This window comes from Fimbriimonadaceae bacterium (assembly GCA_019454125.1).
GTDB lineage: Bacteria > Armatimonadota > Fimbriimonadia > Fimbriimonadales > Fimbriimonadaceae > JALHNM01.
Map to the genome: position 1 here is coordinate 146801 of CP075365.1, position 17166 is coordinate 163966.

Annotated in this window: 12 protein-coding genes and 1 tRNA gene; 5 read left to right on the forward strand and 8 right to left on the reverse strand. The window is 65.5% G+C overall.

What is annotated here, in order from left to right:
• Positions 1–19 precede the first annotated feature (19 nt).
• The 3 genes from KF733_00800 to KF733_00810 are packed head-to-tail and all read right to left on the reverse strand — an operon-like array spanning position 20 to position 3622.
• Positions 20–1072, reverse strand: coding sequence for an amidohydrolase family protein (locus KF733_00800; protein ID QYK56026.1), 1053 nt, complete (start codon positions 1070–1072; stop codon positions 20–22).
• Positions 1069–2154, reverse strand: a complete 1086-nt coding sequence (gene dprA / locus KF733_00805; GenBank protein QYK56027.1) for a DNA-processing protein DprA — start codon at positions 2152–2154, stop codon at positions 1069–1071. The genes KF733_00800 and dprA overlap by 4 nt, the downstream gene beginning before the upstream one ends.
• Positions 2117–3622 (reverse strand): PQQ-binding-like beta-propeller repeat protein, encoded by a 1506-nt coding sequence (locus KF733_00810; GenBank protein QYK56028.1) that lies wholly within the window; start codon positions 3620–3622, stop codon positions 2117–2119. The genes dprA and KF733_00810 overlap by 38 nt, the downstream gene beginning before the upstream one ends.
• Positions 3623–3835: 213 nt before the next feature.
• Here KF733_00810 and KF733_00815 point away from each other — a divergent pair.
• The 3 genes from KF733_00815 to KF733_00825 all read left to right on the forward strand — a co-directional run bounded on the left by KF733_00815 (position 3836) and on the right by KF733_00825 (position 7234).
• A tRNA-Ile gene (locus KF733_00815) sits at positions 3836–3912 on the forward strand.
• 47 nt (positions 3913–3959) lie between these two features.
• Positions 3960–6755, forward strand: coding sequence for a hypothetical protein (locus KF733_00820; GenBank protein QYK56029.1), 2796 nt, complete (start codon positions 3960–3962; stop codon positions 6753–6755).
• A 104-nt stretch (positions 6756–6859) separates the two neighbouring features.
• Positions 6860–7234, forward strand: coding sequence for an antibiotic biosynthesis monooxygenase (locus KF733_00825; GenBank protein QYK56030.1), 375 nt, complete (start codon positions 6860–6862; stop codon positions 7232–7234).
• Positions 7235–7238: 4 nt separating this feature from the next.
• Here KF733_00825 and KF733_00830 read toward each other — a convergent pair whose 3' ends face one another.
• From KF733_00830 to mnmG, 3 genes are read right to left on the reverse strand one after another with little or no spacing between them, the layout of a single operon-like run.
• On the reverse strand, positions 7239–7934 hold the full coding sequence (locus tag KF733_00830; protein QYK56031.1) for a response regulator transcription factor: 696 nt from the start codon (positions 7932–7934) through the stop codon (positions 7239–7241).
• 14 nt (positions 7935–7948) lie between these two features.
• Positions 7949–10129: a GAF domain-containing protein gene (locus tag KF733_00835; GenBank protein ID QYK56032.1), complete on the reverse strand. Its 2181-nt coding sequence runs from the start codon at positions 10127–10129 to the stop codon at positions 7949–7951.
• Between the two features lie 33 nt (positions 10130–10162).
• Complete coding sequence (gene mnmG / locus KF733_00840; protein ID QYK56033.1) at positions 10163–12088, reverse strand: tRNA uridine-5-carboxymethylaminomethyl(34) synthesis enzyme MnmG; 1926 nt, start codon at positions 12086–12088, stop codon at positions 10163–10165.
• Positions 12089–12143: 55 nt separating this feature from the next.
• Here mnmG and KF733_00845 point away from each other — a divergent pair, with 55 nt between their 5' ends.
• Positions 12144–12983: a tetratricopeptide repeat protein gene (locus KF733_00845; GenBank protein ID QYK56034.1), complete on the forward strand. Its 840-nt coding sequence runs from the start codon at positions 12144–12146 to the stop codon at positions 12981–12983.
• A 250-nt stretch (positions 12984–13233) separates the two neighbouring features.
• Here the strand turns inward: KF733_00845 and KF733_00850 are convergent, their stop codons facing one another.
• Together KF733_00850 and KF733_00855 are read right to left on the reverse strand one after the other, a co-directional pair.
• Positions 13234–15051 (reverse strand): M3 family oligoendopeptidase, encoded by a 1818-nt coding sequence (locus KF733_00850; GenBank protein ID QYK56035.1) that lies wholly within the window; start codon positions 15049–15051, stop codon positions 13234–13236.
• Between the two features lie 24 nt (positions 15052–15075).
• On the reverse strand, positions 15076–15996 hold the full coding sequence (locus KF733_00855; GenBank protein ID QYK56036.1) for a cation transporter: 921 nt from the start codon (positions 15994–15996) through the stop codon (positions 15076–15078).
• Between the two features lie 523 nt (positions 15997–16519).
• Between KF733_00855 and KF733_00860 the strand changes: the two genes are divergently transcribed.
• Complete coding sequence (locus KF733_00860; protein ID QYK57147.1) at positions 16520–17128, forward strand: prepilin-type N-terminal cleavage/methylation domain-containing protein; 609 nt, start codon at positions 16520–16522, stop codon at positions 17126–17128.
• The last annotated feature ends 38 nt before the right edge of the window (positions 17129–17166 follow it).

The window sequence follows — 17166 nt, forward strand, 5'->3', positions numbered from 1 at the left end:
CCGCGCCGTCAACGCCTTGCTATCCTAGCACCCGACGCGTTTCCGTGATGCGCAGGTCGGGGTCTAACGTCAGCCAAACACGAGGGTCCAGGCTCAGGCCGGGGGCCGCCCTGCGGGGGTTGAGACAGCAAAGGCGGATCGCGGTCTCTGCGCCGAAGTCCTCCCACAAGAATCGGAAACTGTCATACAGCGTCGACGCGCTCCCCGCCAAAGTGCCGTCTTCCAAGCTGACGACGCCCTTGACCACGGACGCCTTGTGGCCCCACAGCTCGAACTCGCTCCGGTTGGGCAGCCCTGCGCCCGCGGCAGCGTCGCTGACCGCCACGATCTTCTCCAGCGGCTTGCACTTGAAGAGGAGCTCCGCCGCCTCCTTCGCGACGTGGACCCGGTCGTAGACCAGCTCGCAGGTCAGATCGGGGTTGGTGAGGGCGTAGCCGACGATGCCCGGGCTGCGATGGTGGAAGGGGCGCATCGCGTTGAACATATGGGTCACGTTCGAGGCTCCGAATTCGAAGCCGATCCGCGCCTCGTCGTAATCGGCGTCGGTGTGGCCCATCGAGACGGTGACGTTCCGGTCGCGCAACCGCGAGATGAGGGCCGTCGCATTGGGCAGTTCGGGAGCCAAGGTCACCAGCTTGAGCCGCGGGTCGTTCAAGACGTCGTCCCATTCGCCCGGGCCGCTCGGAGGGAGGGCGATCGCTTCCTTGGGCTGCGCACCGGCCCTCGCGGGGCTAATGAAAGGGCCTTCCATGTGAAAGCCCGCCACCATCGGATCTTCAGGCAAGAGGCTCAAGAACCGTTGGACACCCATCACCGAGCTTGCGACCGTCGTGGGAAGCAGCGACTCATATCCCTGCCGACACAGGGCGTCCAGCCACTTACGCCAGCCTTCCGAGTCGGCCGTCATGCCGTCGACTCCCACCCCGCCGTGAGCGTGGATGTCAACAAAGCCGGGGACCAGCGTCCCTTCGGGCTTCTTGGTCACCCTTTCGAGGATCGGCCCACCCTCGTCCCATTCGACAAGATAAGCCCCAAAACCCTGCGGACCAAGGGCATCAAGAACCTGGCTCACTGGGCGCGAGCGTACCCCTCGGTCGCCCGGACAATCGCGCCCTCAAGCTCCAAAATTGTCAGGGCGGAAAGCACGCGGCCGGGGGCGAGACCCGTCGATTCGGCAAGCTTTTCGACCGAAAGCGGCTGACCGACCAACGCTCCGAAAACGGCCGCCTCGTCGCCGCCGAAGGCGGACGGGTCGAACTCCTGCCCAGGGGAAGCCTGCAGCCCCAAGCTCCGCAGGACTTGCCCCGGGTCGTCCGCTAACACCGCCCCTCGGCGGATCAAGGCGTGCGAGCCGACGAAGCTCGGTTGGTTCGCGGGGCCGGGGACGACGAAGGTCGTTCGGCCCGCTTCCCGAGCGTGCTTGGCGGTGATGAGGGCGCCGCTCTCGGACGGCACCTCGACCAAGATCACGGCCCTGCAAAGCCCGGCGACGACGCTGTTCCGACCCGGGATCCAATGCTTCTTCGGCCCGACCCCGCACGGGTAACGGCTCATGAGCGCCCCCCTTTCGCGGATCTTCGCGTAGAGCTGGGCGTGGCGGCTGGGATAGACCACGTCCACGCCGCAGGGGAGGACCGCGAGGGTCGCGCCCCCCGCCTCCATCGCAGCCTCGTGGGCTGCGCGGTCAATGCCCACCGCCCCGCCGCTCACCACCGTCGCGCCGGCTTGGGCAAGCTCGCCCGCGAAGCGCCGCGCCATCGCAAGCCCATAGGTGCTCGCCGTCCGCGTTCCCACGATGGCCACCATCGGCCGATCGAGGCACCGAAGGTCTCCGTCGACGAAGACGGCAGGGGGAGGCGAAGGCGCCCGCAAAAGCAAGGACGGCAAGCGGTCGCCGAAGAGCACCTCGGCCCCGCCCAGGAGAGCGCGCTCGGCGGCAGTGGCGTCATGGGCCGCCATCGCCTGGCGCTGTCGCTCGCTGGCACCGGGCCAAGCGAGAAGGAACGCTTCAGGGTCGGGGGAGGAAGACGCTCCGGCCGCGGCCCGGGACGCCTGTTCGACGCCCAGTTCCGCGGCCAAGATCCGCGACCAGAAGGCCGCGGAAAGTTCGCTAGGTCTAGCCGCCTCCGGCTGCCCCGCCACGCCTTCTGCCACCTGCGCCGCCGGTTCCCTCGGTCGCCGACTTGCGGGGCGCGAGGCCGGTTGCGGCCAGAGTGTTGTCAACGCTTACATTCACGGTTTGAGTGGCCTCGTTGCCAAGCCAGTCCTTGGCGACCACCCGGATCTCGTGTCGCCCGTCGGTCAGGGGCTGGTTCCGGCCGCCCGCCGCGATCTTCACGCTGAGGTAGCCGTCCCGCGAGTAGACGCCTTCGTACTCCTTGTCGTCCACGTAGACCTTCAGGCTCGAAGAGTTCACGCCGGACGAGGCGTCATCGATCTGGAAGAGGAACTCCAGGGGCGCCGCGCCGGAGATCTGTTCGCCACGGCGGGGCCAGAGCATCGAGATCTCCGGCGGGGTGAGATCCACGCCGAGTCGGCTGTCGAAAGCGACCAGGCTGCCGTCGCGAAGCAGCACCAGCATCGTCGAGCCGCTCTCGGCGGCCGGGCCGGAAGCCGTCACGAACCGGGCAGGCGGGGTGTCGCCCCCACCGTCCGCAGCCACCTTAAAGAGCGGCGGGACGATGTAGTTGAAGACGATGTCGCCCGTGGTCGGGTCGAGCACGTTCACGGAACCGTTCGTCGTCGGGACGACGACCCACTTGCCGACGAACCCAGGTGAATTGACCGGCAGCGACTCCAAGTTGATCCCCGCGCGGAAGACCGGCTTCAGGTTCGCGTCGAACGTGAAGACGTACCCGTCGTCCGAGACCACCGCCACCCCGTTCGCGCTGACGGCCGGGCCGAAGGAAAGGGTCTTGTCCAGCCGCACCTCGCCTTTGCGGCCGCCGCTTGCCGCTCGGATCGCGGAGATATAGTTGCCGCTGGCGACATAGATGGAGTCGCCGTAGGCGACGAGCTGGGTCGCCGCGCTGAGGCTGCGCAGGCCGATGCGCCAATTCTCCTTCTTGGTGGCGACGTTCATCGAGATGATCTGCGGCTCGTTCGTCATGTAAATGACGCTGTCTTGCCAGGCGGCCAGGTTCGGATAGATCCCGTTGGCGGCCTTCACCGGCTGGGGCCAAAGGGGGCTGCCGCTGTCCAAGTTCAGCGCGACCAGGCTGCGGTCGGTGGTCGCATAGACCACGGCGTTGCCCGCGATGACCGGGGTGCCTGCGACGGGGGCTTCGGCCGGGTGCTGCCACTTCAGGGCGCCCGTCGCCTTGTCCACGGCATAGACGATTCTGGCATCGGTGGCGCCAACGATCAAGTTGCCGGCAAGGGCCGCACCAGTTCGGAAGTTGCCGTCCAGAGGCTCGGCGACCGGGAAGCGCCAGTTCTGGTTGCCGGTCTTGCGGTTCACGCTATAGATGCGGCCTCCGACGGCGACGAAGACTTGGTCGCCGTCGACAAGCGGCGCTCCAGCAGGCGGGGCCGAAGTTGTCTCGGCCCATCGCCAGGCCACGGGGGCGACCCCGTCGAACTGGGCGACGGCGGAAGCGGCGAGGCCCGCAAGGGCCAGCACGGCGGTTGGGATTCTCGAAGACATCGTTTCTGCGTCCTGTAACTCTTCTCGGCCGGCAAGGTCACCGGACTCCGGCGCAGTCTACCGAAGGACGACGGGGGCCGTGCCGAGGGGTTCGTCCCTTATTGGACGCTTTCCACCCCAATTCAGTACGCGGGCCTGAAAAAGGACGCACCGCGCCGATAATCGGAAGGTATCCTACGCGCCTGGTAAGGGCCTATAGCTCAGCTGGTTAGAGCGCACCCCTGATAAGGGTGAGGTCACTAGTTCGAATCTAGTTAGGCCCACCAATCCCCGAGCCACCGCTAACGCGCGAATCGCTATACTCACCGGGCAGATGGCAAGGAAAAAAGCCCCCGATGACGCAGGCGAGGCGAGGGAGACCCCCCGAGGGACGACCGGCCGAAGGCTCACCCCCGAAGACCTAAGTCGCCTCCCTTGGCGCTCGGTCGGACCCGCTGTCATGGGCGGCCGTGTCAGCGACCTCTGCTTCGAGCCCGGCAACCCTAAGACCTTTTACATGGGCTTCGCGACCGGCGGGCTCTGGGTCACGAAGAACCGTGGGACGACCTTCGAGCCCATTTTCGACAAGGTGCTTGAGACGTCCTCGATCGGTTCCGTCGCGGTGGTCCGGCTACCCGGGACCCCTGTCAGCACGGAGGCGGAGCCGCCCGCCGGAGCCCAGCCGAAGGCGGCCGCGAAGACGGCCTCGATGATGGACGAACCGCTCGGCGACGCCCCCGGGCAAGCGCCGTCGGGCGGAGACCAAGTCCCCATGCCCGAGCCGGTCGCGGCAAGCAAGGGCTTCCGCATCTGGGTCGGCACCGGCGAAGGCAACGGGCGGAACTCCAGCAGCTGGGGCAACGGCGTCTACCGCAGCGACGACGGCGGCAAGAATTGGGTGCACTGTGGGCTGGAGGACAGCCACGATATCCCGCGCCTCGTCGTGGACCCACGCGACCCTGACGTCTGCTATGTCGCTGCCCTCGGGCACCTTTGGGGCGCGAACCCCACCCGGGGCGTCTACAAGACCACCGACGCGGGCCGGACTTGGGAGCCCGTGCTCCAGATCGACGACCAGACCGGGTGCTGTGAGATCGCGATCGACCCAGAAAACCCCGACACGCTTTTCGCCGCGATGTACCACCGTCGCCGCACCCCTTACAGTTTCACCAGCGGTGGCCCGCAGGGCGGGCTCTTCAAGACGACCGACGGCGGCCGAACCTGGAGAAAGCTGGCGGGCGGGCTGCCCGAAAAGACGGGGCGCATCGGCCTCGACGTGTTTCCCGGCGACAGCCGCATCCTAGTGGCCGTGGTCGAAGCGACCGAGGGCGGGGCGAACTCGATCCGCGACGACCGCATGCGCGGGGGAGGAGTCTTCCGCAGCGAGGACGGCGGCGAGACCTGGGCCCGCTTCAGCGTGCGCAGCCCCCGCGCCTTCTACTTCAGCAAGGTCCGGTTCGACCCCAAGGACAGCCAGCGTGTCTACATGCTGGGCTGGACCTGCGAGGTCAGCGACGATGGAGGGCGGACGTTCCGCCAATTCCAGGCGAACCTGCTCCACGCCGACCACCACGCCATCATCATCGCGCCGGACGACCCCGAGCACATTGTGATCGGCACCGACGGAGGCACCTCCCAATCGTTCGACCGAGGCGCCACCTGGGATTTCCTGAACACGATCGCGACGGGGCAGTTCTACAACATCAGCCTTGACATGGGCGACCCATACCGCATCATCGGCGGCCTGCAGGACAACGGTACGTGGATCGGCCCCAGCGCCGGAGCCCGAGAGGTCGAGGCGGACAAGGCGGCCAAGACCCCCGCCACCGGGATCACGAACGCCGAGTGGCAGTATGTGAACTGGGGCGACGGCTTCCACGCCGACTTCGACCCGGAGGACCCGGACATCGTCTACGCCGAATGGCAGGGCGGCAACCTCGTCAGAGTCGATCTCGGCACAGGCGAGCGCCGCTACATCGCCCCCGAGGCCCGCGAAGGACAGCCGCGCCACCGCTTCAATTGGAACTCACCGTTCTTCGTCTCGCAGCACGACCCCTCCGTCATCTATCACGCGGGCAACTATGTGTTCAAGATCACGGACCGAGGCGAGAAGTGGGAGAAGATCAGCCCCGACCTCACCACGGCCGACCCGGCCAAGATCGAGACGGTCGGCTCCCACGCCGAGACCCATTGCACGGTCGTCACGATCGACGAATCGCCCCGAAAGGCGGGGGTGCTCTGGACGGGGAGCGACGACGGCCTGATCTACCTTTCAAAGGACGACGGCGGCTCGTGGAAGAACGTGACCCCGAAAGAGGTCGGCGGACGCTATGTCTCGCGCGTGGTGGCGAGCGCCCATGCCGATGGTCGCGCCTACGCCAGCATCGACGGCCACCGGTCGGACGATATGGACCCGCTGATCCTTGCCACCGAAGACTGGGGCAGGACCTGGACGGATGTGACCGGCGACTTGCCCAAAGGGCGGTCCGTCAAAGTCGTCCGTGAAGACCTCTTCAGCCCGGACGTGCTCTACTGTGGGACCGAGAACGCAGCCTACGTCACCTTGGATCGAGGGCGCACCTGGGTTCGCATGAACGGCAAGGCGCTGCCGCCCACGCCGGTGGACGACATCAAGCAACACCCTCGAGAGACGGACGTCGTCCTTGGCACCCACGGACGTTCCATTTACGTGCTCGATAGCGGCGCGTTCTTCAGCCAGCTGACTCCGGAAGTCCTCGCCTCGCCCTTGCACCTCTTCGACCTGCAGCCCCGCCGCCCCATCTACCGGCTGAACTATCAAGGGCTATGGAGCCACAAGATCTTCCGGGCCGCGAACCCTTCGATCGGGCCGAGGATCGATTATTGGATCGGGGAGTACACGGGCGAGGAGGTGAAGGTCAAGATCGAGGACGCAAAGGGCAACACGGTCCGGGAACTGAGCGGCTCGAACGCGGCCGGGTGGAACCGGGTCACCTGGGACCTCCAACCGGAGGACTGGCTGAAGCAACCGGACCAGAACCAGGACGTGCTCTTCAACCCCTTCCATGTGCAGCCCGGCGACTATCAAGTCACGGTAACCATGGGTGATCACAAGGCCACGAAAAAGCTGGTGGTCTTGGAAAGGCTCTAGCTGTTCTGCCGGCGGCCCTCGGCTGGAGTCGGGGTCACCAGAGGGCGGGACCGCGCCGGGCCTTCGGCGGGCGCTGGAACGCCAGAAGGTTACAATGCTGTCTCATGTCGGACCAGTGCCCGCTTAGCCAGGTCAAGTCCTCCGTTCCGAAGGACGCGGGGTTTGTCGCGATCAACTACATCGACTGCAAGGCACACTATCGAGACCGCTTTGAGTGCCTCTTCTGCACGCGCGCTCGCGCCATCGACCGCATGCCCGGCTTTATGGGGATGCAGGTCTTGAAAGACCAGAAGGAGAACGAGCCGTACTTGATCGTGAGCTACTGGAAAGACGAGGCCAGCTTCAACGCGTGGGTCGGCAGCCCCGAGTTCCTAGAGGGCCACAAGCGTGGGTTCGAGGACATCACGGAGGCCAAGAAGCGCGGCGAGGAGCCGCCCATGTCCTCGCGGTTCCACACCTATTCGATCTTGACGGACTGAGCGGTCAGGGCGCCGTAAGCTTGTAGCCGTAGCCCCGGACCGTGTGGAGGTACTGCGGCTTCGCCGGCCTCTCCTCGATCTTCTTGCGCAGTCGGTAGAGGATCACCTCGAGGCTGTTCGTATTGAACTCCATCTCGTAGCCCCAAGCCCGCTCGAAGATCGTGTCCCGATCCATCACCCGGCCCGCGTTTTGGGCCAGAAGCGCGATCACGTCGAACTCGCGGGAGGTCAGCGTGACAGGCTGTCCCGCCCGGCGCACCATCCGCTTGGCCAAATCGATCTCGAGGGCGCCGATCTGGATCGGCTTCGGCGCTTCGTCCTCGGTGGAGCCATATTCGTTCGCCCTGCGCAACTGGGCGCGGACCCGGGCGACCAACTCGATCGGCTCGAACGGCTTGGTCAAATAGTCGTCCGCACCGACCTCCAAGCCGACCACCTTGTCGATGGACTCCGAGCGGGCGGTGAGCATGATGATCGGCAGCTTCCAGCGAGAGCGGATCCGGCGGCACAACGTTAGGCCGTCCATGCCCGGGAGGCCAAGGTCCAAGATCAAGAGGTCCGGCTTCGCCTCGGTCACCAAAGCGAGGCCCTGCTCACCGGTGGAGGCGGTCGTCACCTCGAAACCTTGCCCGGTAAGCACCCGCTTGAGGTTGTCGAGCAGATAGCGGTCGTCTTCTACGACTAACAGTCTGTTTGGCATCGAATAGACTTCCTTTAGATGCTTCGGGAGGCCGCTAACGTTACGCGAAACGTGGTGCCGACGCCAATTTTGCTCTCGACCTCAAGCGTCCCGCCATGTTCTTGCGCGATACGGCGGCAACTGTAGAGGCCCAGACCGGTCCCGTCCGTCCTACCGGATAGGAACGGCTGGAACAGCGTGGACAGGTCTTCGGGCACGATCCCTTTGCCCGTATCGATCACCTCGACGACCACATTTGCTCCCACATGGTTGGCGCGGAGCTTGACCGAGCCGCCGGAATCAGCCATCGCCTGGATCGCGTTGATGACCAGGTTCACGATGAGGTGCTCCAACTGGTGGCGCTCGCCCATGACCCAAAGCCCCCGGCCCTCCACCTCGCGCTCCAGCTTGGTCCCGTGGATCCGGGCCAGCGCCCCCGTCAGTTCGACCACGTACTCCAGCACCTCCGCGACGTCCAGCATGCTGTGCGAGACCATCCGCGGCTTGGCATAGGAAAGCAGACGGTGCGAAAGGAGCGAGAACCGGTCCAACTGGTCGCGGACCGCGCTGAGCGCCCATTCGGGGTCGGCGTGGCGCTCGTTCAACAAGATGGAGAGCGTCGAGAGGATGTTGCGGATGTCGTGCGCCGTGCTCGCGGCGAGCGTGCCCGCCACTGAGAGCTTCTCGCTTTCGACAAGCTGGCGCGAGGTGGTCTCGAGTTCGTCCCCGGTTTCGACCAGCTCCCGCTTCAGCGACTGGGTGCGGAGCAGCAAGTTCACCTGCTCCACCAAGGCCTCGAGGTGGGCGCGATGGTGCTCGTCGTCGACGGGCGGCGCGGTCGGGTTGCCGAAGGCGACGACTCCCGAGACCCCCGTGCCGAGCGAGATCGGAGCGAGGACGATGTACGACGTCCCGAGCATTTTTGCAAGGACGCAGGCTTCCGGCGTGGCGACGACGAAGTCGCGTTGCCGGTCTTGGGCGGAGGCGATGCGAGAGAGGACCTGGCACCGCTCAGGTGCGACCTTGGCTGACCGCGGACGGTCGGCCCCGGCCGCATAGGCGAATCCCTCCCAATCCTTGCCGCCTTCGGCCACGAAGAGGCCGCACGCTTCATAGTCGAGCAGGCCGTGCAAGATGCGGACCTGGCTCTTCACAAGGGCCTTGCGGGAGTCCGATCCGAAAAGGTCGAACGCCTCGTTCATCGCGGAGAGCACGGTCCGGGTGGTCCCGAGGGCGCGCCTCTGGCGGGCGACCTCCCGCTCCTGCTGCTCGATCCGCTGGCGGATGTTCTCTTCACGCGCGAGTTCTGAACCGACCCGCAGCGCCAGCATGGAAAGGAACTGGACGTCCGCGTCGTCGAAGATGATCTCGGTGCGGTGGTCCAAGACGCAGATCGTCCCGACGGGGCTGCCCTGGGCGGACATCACCGGCGCACCCAAGTAACGGTTTTGGCCGAATCGGGCCGGCAACAGGCTCGCAAGGGCCGGGCTTTGGCGCGCGTCTTGCACCAGGAAGGGCCTCACCGATTCGATCGCATACTGGCAATAGCTGTCGGAGACCTCGTTCCCGGGCGGGAAGGGCACGCCGGGCGGGGCCCCTGCCACCTCACTGAACTCCAGCCAGTCCCCTTTTCGGACGGAAAGGATCGAGATCGCGCCATCGAAGAACCGGGAGGCCATCTCGATCCCCTTGCGCAGCACATCGCGGGGCTCCGGGCTGTAAAAGTCGCTGAGCTCCTGCAGCGCTTCGCGCATCCGCATCGCCCTCCTCTCGCGGGTGACGTCCTGGAACGTCCAGACCCGGCCAATCAGACGCCCCTCGGAGTCCACCACCGGCCCCGTGAAGCGGCGGACCACCGCCTCGCCCGTCCCCTTGTCCAAGACCAGGTCGTCCTCGAACTGGTCGAGGGGGTTCGCGTAGACCTCGTCTAAGTTCCGAAGCCATGCGTCCGCATCACGGATGATCGGCAAGACCCGGCTTCGCACACCCTCCACGTCGTCGCTCACGACCGCGGTCGGCTCGACCCCGAAGATCTCCCCGAAAACGCGGTTGCAGGCCAGGCTCTTGTGGTCCAGGTCGGTCAAGAGGACACCGTGGTCGATGGCGGCGAGGATCGCGCGAAGGGTCGCGGTGGGCTGGGGCTCCAAATTCGGGCGCAAGGCCACCCCGTCGTTCCCCGGTTCGAACCGGTCGTCCCGCACTTTGCTCCGATGCATGAGCCCTAGATCATTCTGTCGGCAAAACCTGGCCTATTCTGACGCTGAGCTGAACGAAACCTTACGTTGCCGCAAGTGGCCGATGAGCAAGGCGATGTCGGACGGGCGCACTCCCGGGATGCGACCCGCCTGGCCGATCGTCAAGGGGCGCACGGCCGTCAGCTTCTCGATCGTCTCGTAGCTCAGCCCCTGCAGGGAGGAAAAGACGAACGTGGAAGGGATCGGCAGGTCTTCCAGTCGCCGCGCCATCAAGACTTCCTCCTCTTGCCGGGCCAGGTAGCCGCTGTAGACCGCTTCGATCTCAAGCCGCTCCCGCGCCCCGCGCCGGACCGACCCGGCGGGTTCGTCTTCCTTAAGCGTCAGTGGACTCTCGCCCAGGCCCGTGGCCCCGGCTAAGGCTTCTATCGTGCGGAACGAGACGTCCGGACGGCGCATAAGTTCGAAAAGGGAGGCGCGACCCTTGACCGGGGCCAGCTCCAGCCTCTCCAACTTGGCGTTCTCGGCTTCGAAGACCCACGTGCCTTGAAGCCATTCCCGTGCCCTTTCGATCGTCGCGCACTTTTCCTCGAAGCGGCGGCGGCGGTCCTCGGATGCCAAGCCCAATTCGATCGCCAAGGGTGTCAAGCGCTCGTCCGCATTGTCGTGGCGCAGCACGAGCCGGTGCTCCGCCCGCGCCGTCAACATTCGATAGGGGTCTTCGACCCCTTTCGTGACGATGTCGTCCACCATGACGCCGATGAAGCTTTGCGTCCGGGGAAAGACGACGGGCCCCTCGCCCCGCGTTCGCCGGGCAGCGTTGATTCCGGCCACGATGCCTTGACCGGCCGCCTCTTCATATCCGCTCGTGCCGTTGATCTGTCCGGCCAGGAAAAGCCCCGGCAGCAGCTTGGACATCAAGGTCGCATCCAGCTGGAGGGGGTCGGCCATGTCGTATTCCACGGCGTAGCCGGGACGAAGCATCTCCACCTCCTCCAAACCCGGGATCGTGCGAAGCGCGGCCAGCTGGACCTCGCCCGGCATCGAGGACGAGAAGCCCTGGACGTACACGGATTCGTCGTCCCATTCCTCCTGCTCGAGGAAGACCGGGTGCGAGTCCTTCTCCGCGAAGCGCACGACCTTGTCCTCGATGCTCGGGCAATAGCGTGGCCCGACCCCCTCGATTTGTCCGCTGAACATGGCGCTTTCGTCGAGCCGCTCGCGGAGCACGTCGTGGGTGGCGGGCAGGGTCCTCGTCTGCCAGGTCGGCAGGAGCTCCCGCCTTGGAAACGTGCGGTCATGCAGGTAGCTCATCGGCGCGGCGTCCGGATCGCTCGGCATCACGTCCGTCCGGGCGAAGTTGATCGACCCAAGCCGGACGCGCGGGGTCGTGCCTGTCTTGAAGCGTCGCATCCGGATGCCGAGCTCGACCAAATCGTCCCCGAGCGTTCTCACCGCGTCGTCCCCGTGGCGTGCGGCCACGGTCTTGTTGCGGCCCTCGTGGCAGAGCCCGTTGAGGAACGTGCCGGTGGTCACGACCACGGCGCCCGCCTCGATCCGCGTGCCTTGGACCACCACCCCGCGCAACGCCCCTCCCTCGGTCCAGAGGCGCTCGACTTGCCCTTCACGCGCGCCCAGGTTCGGCTCATTGAGCAGGACACGCTGCATGAAGGCGGGATAGTCGCGCTTGCAGACCTGGGCGCGCGCGGTCTGGACGGCCGGCCCCTTGCCGGTGCCGACCCGCCGCAGGTGGGTCAGGGTGTGGTCGGTGGTGACCGCCATCTGTCCGCCCAGTGCGTCGACCTCGCGCGCGATGTGCCCCTTCGCCGGGCCCCCGATCGAGCAGTTGCAGGGCAGGTGCCCGATCCGGTCGAGCCGCAGGGTGACGCAGAGGGTGCGCCGCCCCATCCGGGCGGCGGCAAGCGCGGCCTCGATGCCCGCATGGCCCGCGCCGACGACGATCACGTCGTACCTCTCCTGCATCCGGACATGGTACCGCCCGGGCACAAACCATCTGAAAAGCGGGCAAAATCACGCGATGCCGCTCACGAGCGAAGAGATCGACGCCCTTTGGAACTTTGCCGACCCAAGCGAGAGCGAGGCCCGGTTCCGAAGGGCCCTTGAAGAAGGGGGAGGGACCGAGGTCCAGACCCAGCTGGCCCGCTCGCTGGGGCTGCAGCGGCGGTTCGATGAGGCGCAGGCCGTGCTGGACGGTCTCGAAGGCGAGATGGACACCCCTCTGCTCAAGGCGCGGTACGCGCTGGAGCAGGGCCGCGTGCTCAACAGTTCGCAGAAGAAGGAGGAAGCCGTGGCTTGGTTCGAGACCGCCCTTGCCCGTGCGATCGAGGCGGACGAGGACTTTTACGCGGTGGACGCGATGCACATGCTCGGTATCGCGTCTCCGCCGGAAGATGCCCTGGACTGGAACCTCAAGGCGATAGCCGCCGCCGAGGCCAGCGCCCAGCCGCGTGCTAAAAAGTGGCTCGGCAGCCTGCTGAACAACACGGCTTGGACCCTCCACGACATGGGTCGGTTGGACGAGGCGCTGGGGCTATTCGAGAAGGCGCTCGCCTTCCGGCGCGAGCACGGCACGTCCGAGACGCAGCGCATCGCGGAGTGGAGCGTCGCCCGCTGCCTCCGCTCGCTCGGCCGCACCGAAGAGGCCCTCTCCCGCCAACGCGCGCTCCTCGCCGAGGACCCCGATGGTGGCTACACCTACGAGGAGATCGCCGAGTGCCTCCTCGCGCTGGGCCAAGCCGAAGAAGCCAAGCCCCACTTCGCCCGCGCCCACGAGATCTTGAGCCGCGACGAGTGGTTGGTGGCGAACGAGCCAGCCAGGCTTGAGCGGCTTAAGTCGCTAAGCATGCAGGAAAGCTGAACCGCCTGTCGTATTGGCTAGATTATAGGTCGCGGCGTAGGAGCGTCCCTGTCTCTGCGTCGATGAAGTAACGAGACGGATGGCGGCCGGTGCCGGGGTCACCTTTATCGATGAGCCGCCACGCTAACTTGTACCGCCCATCATCGCCTTTGGCCCAACCAAGTTTCGGCGTTATCGTCGCCCATTGTTTGCCTTTGGCCACCTTGGCAATCGCGGTTTTGGCGGTTGCCTCGTCGAGGTTGCGGAAGCGTTACGACTTGTGCGCGGCCCAAAGCCTTTCGAACTCGGCCTGTAGCCCTTCGATCGCTGCGAAGCCGCCTTGCCAGAACTCGCGGGAGCGGAGGTCGATACCGAGGTGGGCCATGAGTTCGAACGGATTCTGAGAACCGCCGAGCCGGAGCACCTCGACGTACTTTTGCTCGAACCCGGCGCCTTCGGCTTTCGCCTTCTGGTAAACCGCCAGCGCCAGCAATTCCCCAAAGGAATAGGCGTAGACGTAAAACGGCGCGAAGACGAAGTGGCCGACATACTGCCACCACAGCTTGTGCTGCTCGCCTAGGCGGAGCGCGTCGCCGAACATCGACTGGATCTCCTCCTGCCAGATCGCCTCGAAGTCGTCGCTACTGAGCTCGCCCTTCGTGCGACGGTGCTCATGGCAGCGCTGCTCGAAGCGGAACATCGCGGCCTGGCGGTGCACGCTGGCGAAGATGCCTTCCAGCTTCTGCGCATAGAGCGCGAGCCGGTCACGGTCGTCAGCCTCGCCTACGAGCCGCTCGAAGGTGAGCATCTCGCCGAAGATCGAGGCGAGCTCGGCCAGCGGCAGCGAACCGTCGAAGTTGAGATAGCTTTGCGCCCGGCTGAGCGAGCCGTGCACGCCGTGGCCCATCTCGTGGGCGAGGGTCATCACGTCGTCCAGCGTGCCGAGGTAGCTCTGTAGAAGCACCGGGTGGGTGTCCGGCGTGTTGTAGCTGCAGAAAGCGCCGCCCGTCTTTCCCTCGCGGGGCTCGGCGTCGATCCAGCCCTTGTCGAAGAACTCTTGCGCGCGGTCGCGGAGGGTCGCAGAGAAACCACCGAAGGACTCCAGCACGATCTGCTTGCCAAGTTCCCAGGAGACCGTGCGCTTCGTCTCGAAGAGCGGCGCGTAGCGGTCGATGTGGGTGAGCTCGTCCAAGCCGAGGGCCTCGCGCTTGACCCGGTAGTAGCGCTCGACGATGTCGCTCCGCTCCTTGCAGAGTTGCATGACGAGGTCGACGGTGGGTTTGTCGAGCTCGTTCGCCATGTGGCGGGAGCTCTCCGGGTGCTCGTACTTCCGCAGCCGGTCCTCCAGCCGCTTGTCCGCGAGCAGGGTGTTGTAGAGGAACGTGCAGGTGCGGCGCAGGTTGACGAGGCCCGCGGAGAACGCGTCGGCGGCGGCCTGGCGCACGAGGCGGTTGGGGTCGCGAAGCTTGGTGAGGACCTCTTCCATCGTCAACTCGACCGCGGCGGCCACGTCCGGACCATGGTAGTGGTACTTCTGGTTCGCGGTGAGCTCGTCGTGCAGGCGCATCCAGGCGCGCACGCCCGTGTTGGCGGTCTCCTCCAACAAGACCTCCTCGGTCTCCGAGAGGGCGTGCGGCCGGTAAGCCTGGCGGACGCTGAGGAAGTGCGCATAGGGGCTGCATGCGGGGTCCTTGGCGCAGTCCGCGATGTAGACCGGGTCCGCCGCCTGGAGCTCCAGGTCGAAGAACATCAGCTTGATGCGCAACTCGCTCGCCTTCTCGGTCTGTTCTTGCATGAAGGCGCCGTGCTCCGGCTTGCCCGTGTCGGCCGCGAAGACGAGGTTCGCATAGTGCTGCGGCTTGGACATCTCGGTCAAGATGGCTTCGTACTCGCGAAGGGCGGTGCCCAGCTCTGCACCGGTCATCGCCTTGTTGCCGACCTTACTGCGGTAACGCGCGGCAAAATCGTCGGCCTTGCGGTGGCACTCTTCCCAGGTCGCGGCGATCTTCGGGTCGGCGAGCCCGGAGAAGAGGGCGGACAGGTCCCACCGCACGCCCTTGGCGGCGGCCGATTCGATAGTGGCGCTCATTCCACCCATTATTCCCTCAGTCCCTTAGCCGAGATCGGGCTCGGCATGGTGCTCACGCTGCTGGTGGCGGAGCTCTTCCTCATAGGGCTCGTAGTGCACGATCGTCTCCGCCCCGCCGAGGGCTTGGCTGAGCTCCGCCTCGATCTCCTCGGCGAGGTCGTGGGCCTGGATGAAGGTGAGGTGGTCGTCCAGCATGATGTGCAGTTGGACGATGCGCTTCGAGCCGGACTGCCGCGTCTTGAGGGCGTGGTGGCCGCGCACAGCGGGATGCTCTGCGAGCACCCGCTCGATGCGCTGGAGGTCGGCCCGGGGCAGGGCCCCGTCCATCAAAGGGTGCAAGGCGCGCAAAAGGTGGCGGATAGCGAGAAAGGCGGTGATCCCCGTAAAGGCGAGCGCCACGGCCGGATCCATCCAGTTCAGCCCCGTCACCCGCGTCGCGACCAGGCCCACGAGCACGCCGAGCGAGGCGAACGTGTCGCCGCGCAGGTGCTCCGCCTCACCGCGCAAGGCGGCCGAATCGGCCCTCTTCGCAGTCCGGATGAGGTAGCCGCGGACGGCCGTGTTCGCGAGAGCGGCATAGGCCATGGCGGCGATGCCCCAGCCCGCCTCGATCGGTTTGGGGTCGTGGAGCCGCAAGGCGGCCTGCCAGGCGATGACGCCCGCCGAGACCACGACCAGCACCATCTGGAACGCGCTGAGAAGATCCTCCGCCTTGCCGTGACCGAACGGGTGGTCGCGGTCTGGCGGCTCCGCCGCGATGCGGATCGTCCAGAGCGAGGCGGCCGAAACGGCGACGTCCAACATCGACTGGATCGCCTCGGCAAGCACGGCGATACTGCCCGAGAGCCCGCTCGCCACCCCCTTGAAGGCGACGACGAGGACGGTGGACAGGAGCGAGACGGCGGCCGCCCTTTGGGCCAGCACCGATTTTTCCGCCGCCGTCATAAGCGTGATTTTCGCTCGAAACTGTCGTTTGAGGCTCGGGCCTTGCGGCAAGGAGCCCGGAATCGTCCGTCGTCGGATTGACTCCTTTTGACTTGTAGTTCGCGTGCCGCTTTCCTAGGCACTTCTGCCCAAACGATTCTAAGGGGAGCTCGGAGAGCAACTTTTGAATAAAATAGACTTGTGAGCAAACTTCTTACCAAAAAATGGGCGTGCGCGGCTTCGTGCGTGGTAGCGGGATGGAGTTGGGTGGTCGCCGCTGCGGTTTCAACGCCGAACCCGGTCCGAGATAAGGGTTGCGGCATTGCCTCAGATCCAGCCTGCGTGAGCGCAACGCCTGCCCCAACGGTTGTCAGAACCATGCTGGGATGTCCCAGTTGAATTGGGCGTCCAGGTATAAAGATTGCGGCAGTCCCGGAAACTGTTACTCCGAGTCCTGCCGCTTCTGGGCATACACCGGCCAAAACTGTGTCACGGCAAATTACGTCGGTGAGTTCTTTAGCAACGCAGAAAGGTGCGGCCAGATATGGCAACCGGACAACTGAGCCAGAAAACCCGAAGCGGCTTCACCCTCGTGGAGCTCGCCACGGTCGCGGCGATCGTCGCGATCCTAGGCGCCGTCCTCTTTGCGGTGGTGGCAAGGGCCAAGTCGTCTGGCCACTATACGACCTGTCTTTCGAACCTCTCACAAATGGGTAAGGCCCATTCCCTTTACGCCTTAGACTATAGTGACACCTTGCCCGCTTGCCTTACGCCCATCTGCGTGGATTCTGACCTCAAGGGGGGTGACGTTAGGAAGCCTGCCCATCTCTGGCGCGGGATGATAAAACCGTATGGATTGGCCGACGGCCAGTTTTTCTGTCCGAAAGATCCCCACGCCCATAGGGAGTTCAAGGACGGATGGGCCGACCACACGGCGTCCAGTTACCTTCACTGGGTGGGGATCACCGCGAACGGCATGCCCGTCGTCGCCACCACGATTGGCGACCCGACCAAAACGCCCCTGATGCTTGAAGACGCGGTGGAGTTCCGCCGCAAGCCGGATTCGAACAACAGTTACGGTATTGGCCCGCACGATGGGCTGTCCAACATCGTCTATTTCGACGGCCACGTCAAAGCGTTCAAAAGTCCGTAGGGTCGCCCGGGTCTCGTTTAGGGGGTGCAGGCGCCCGC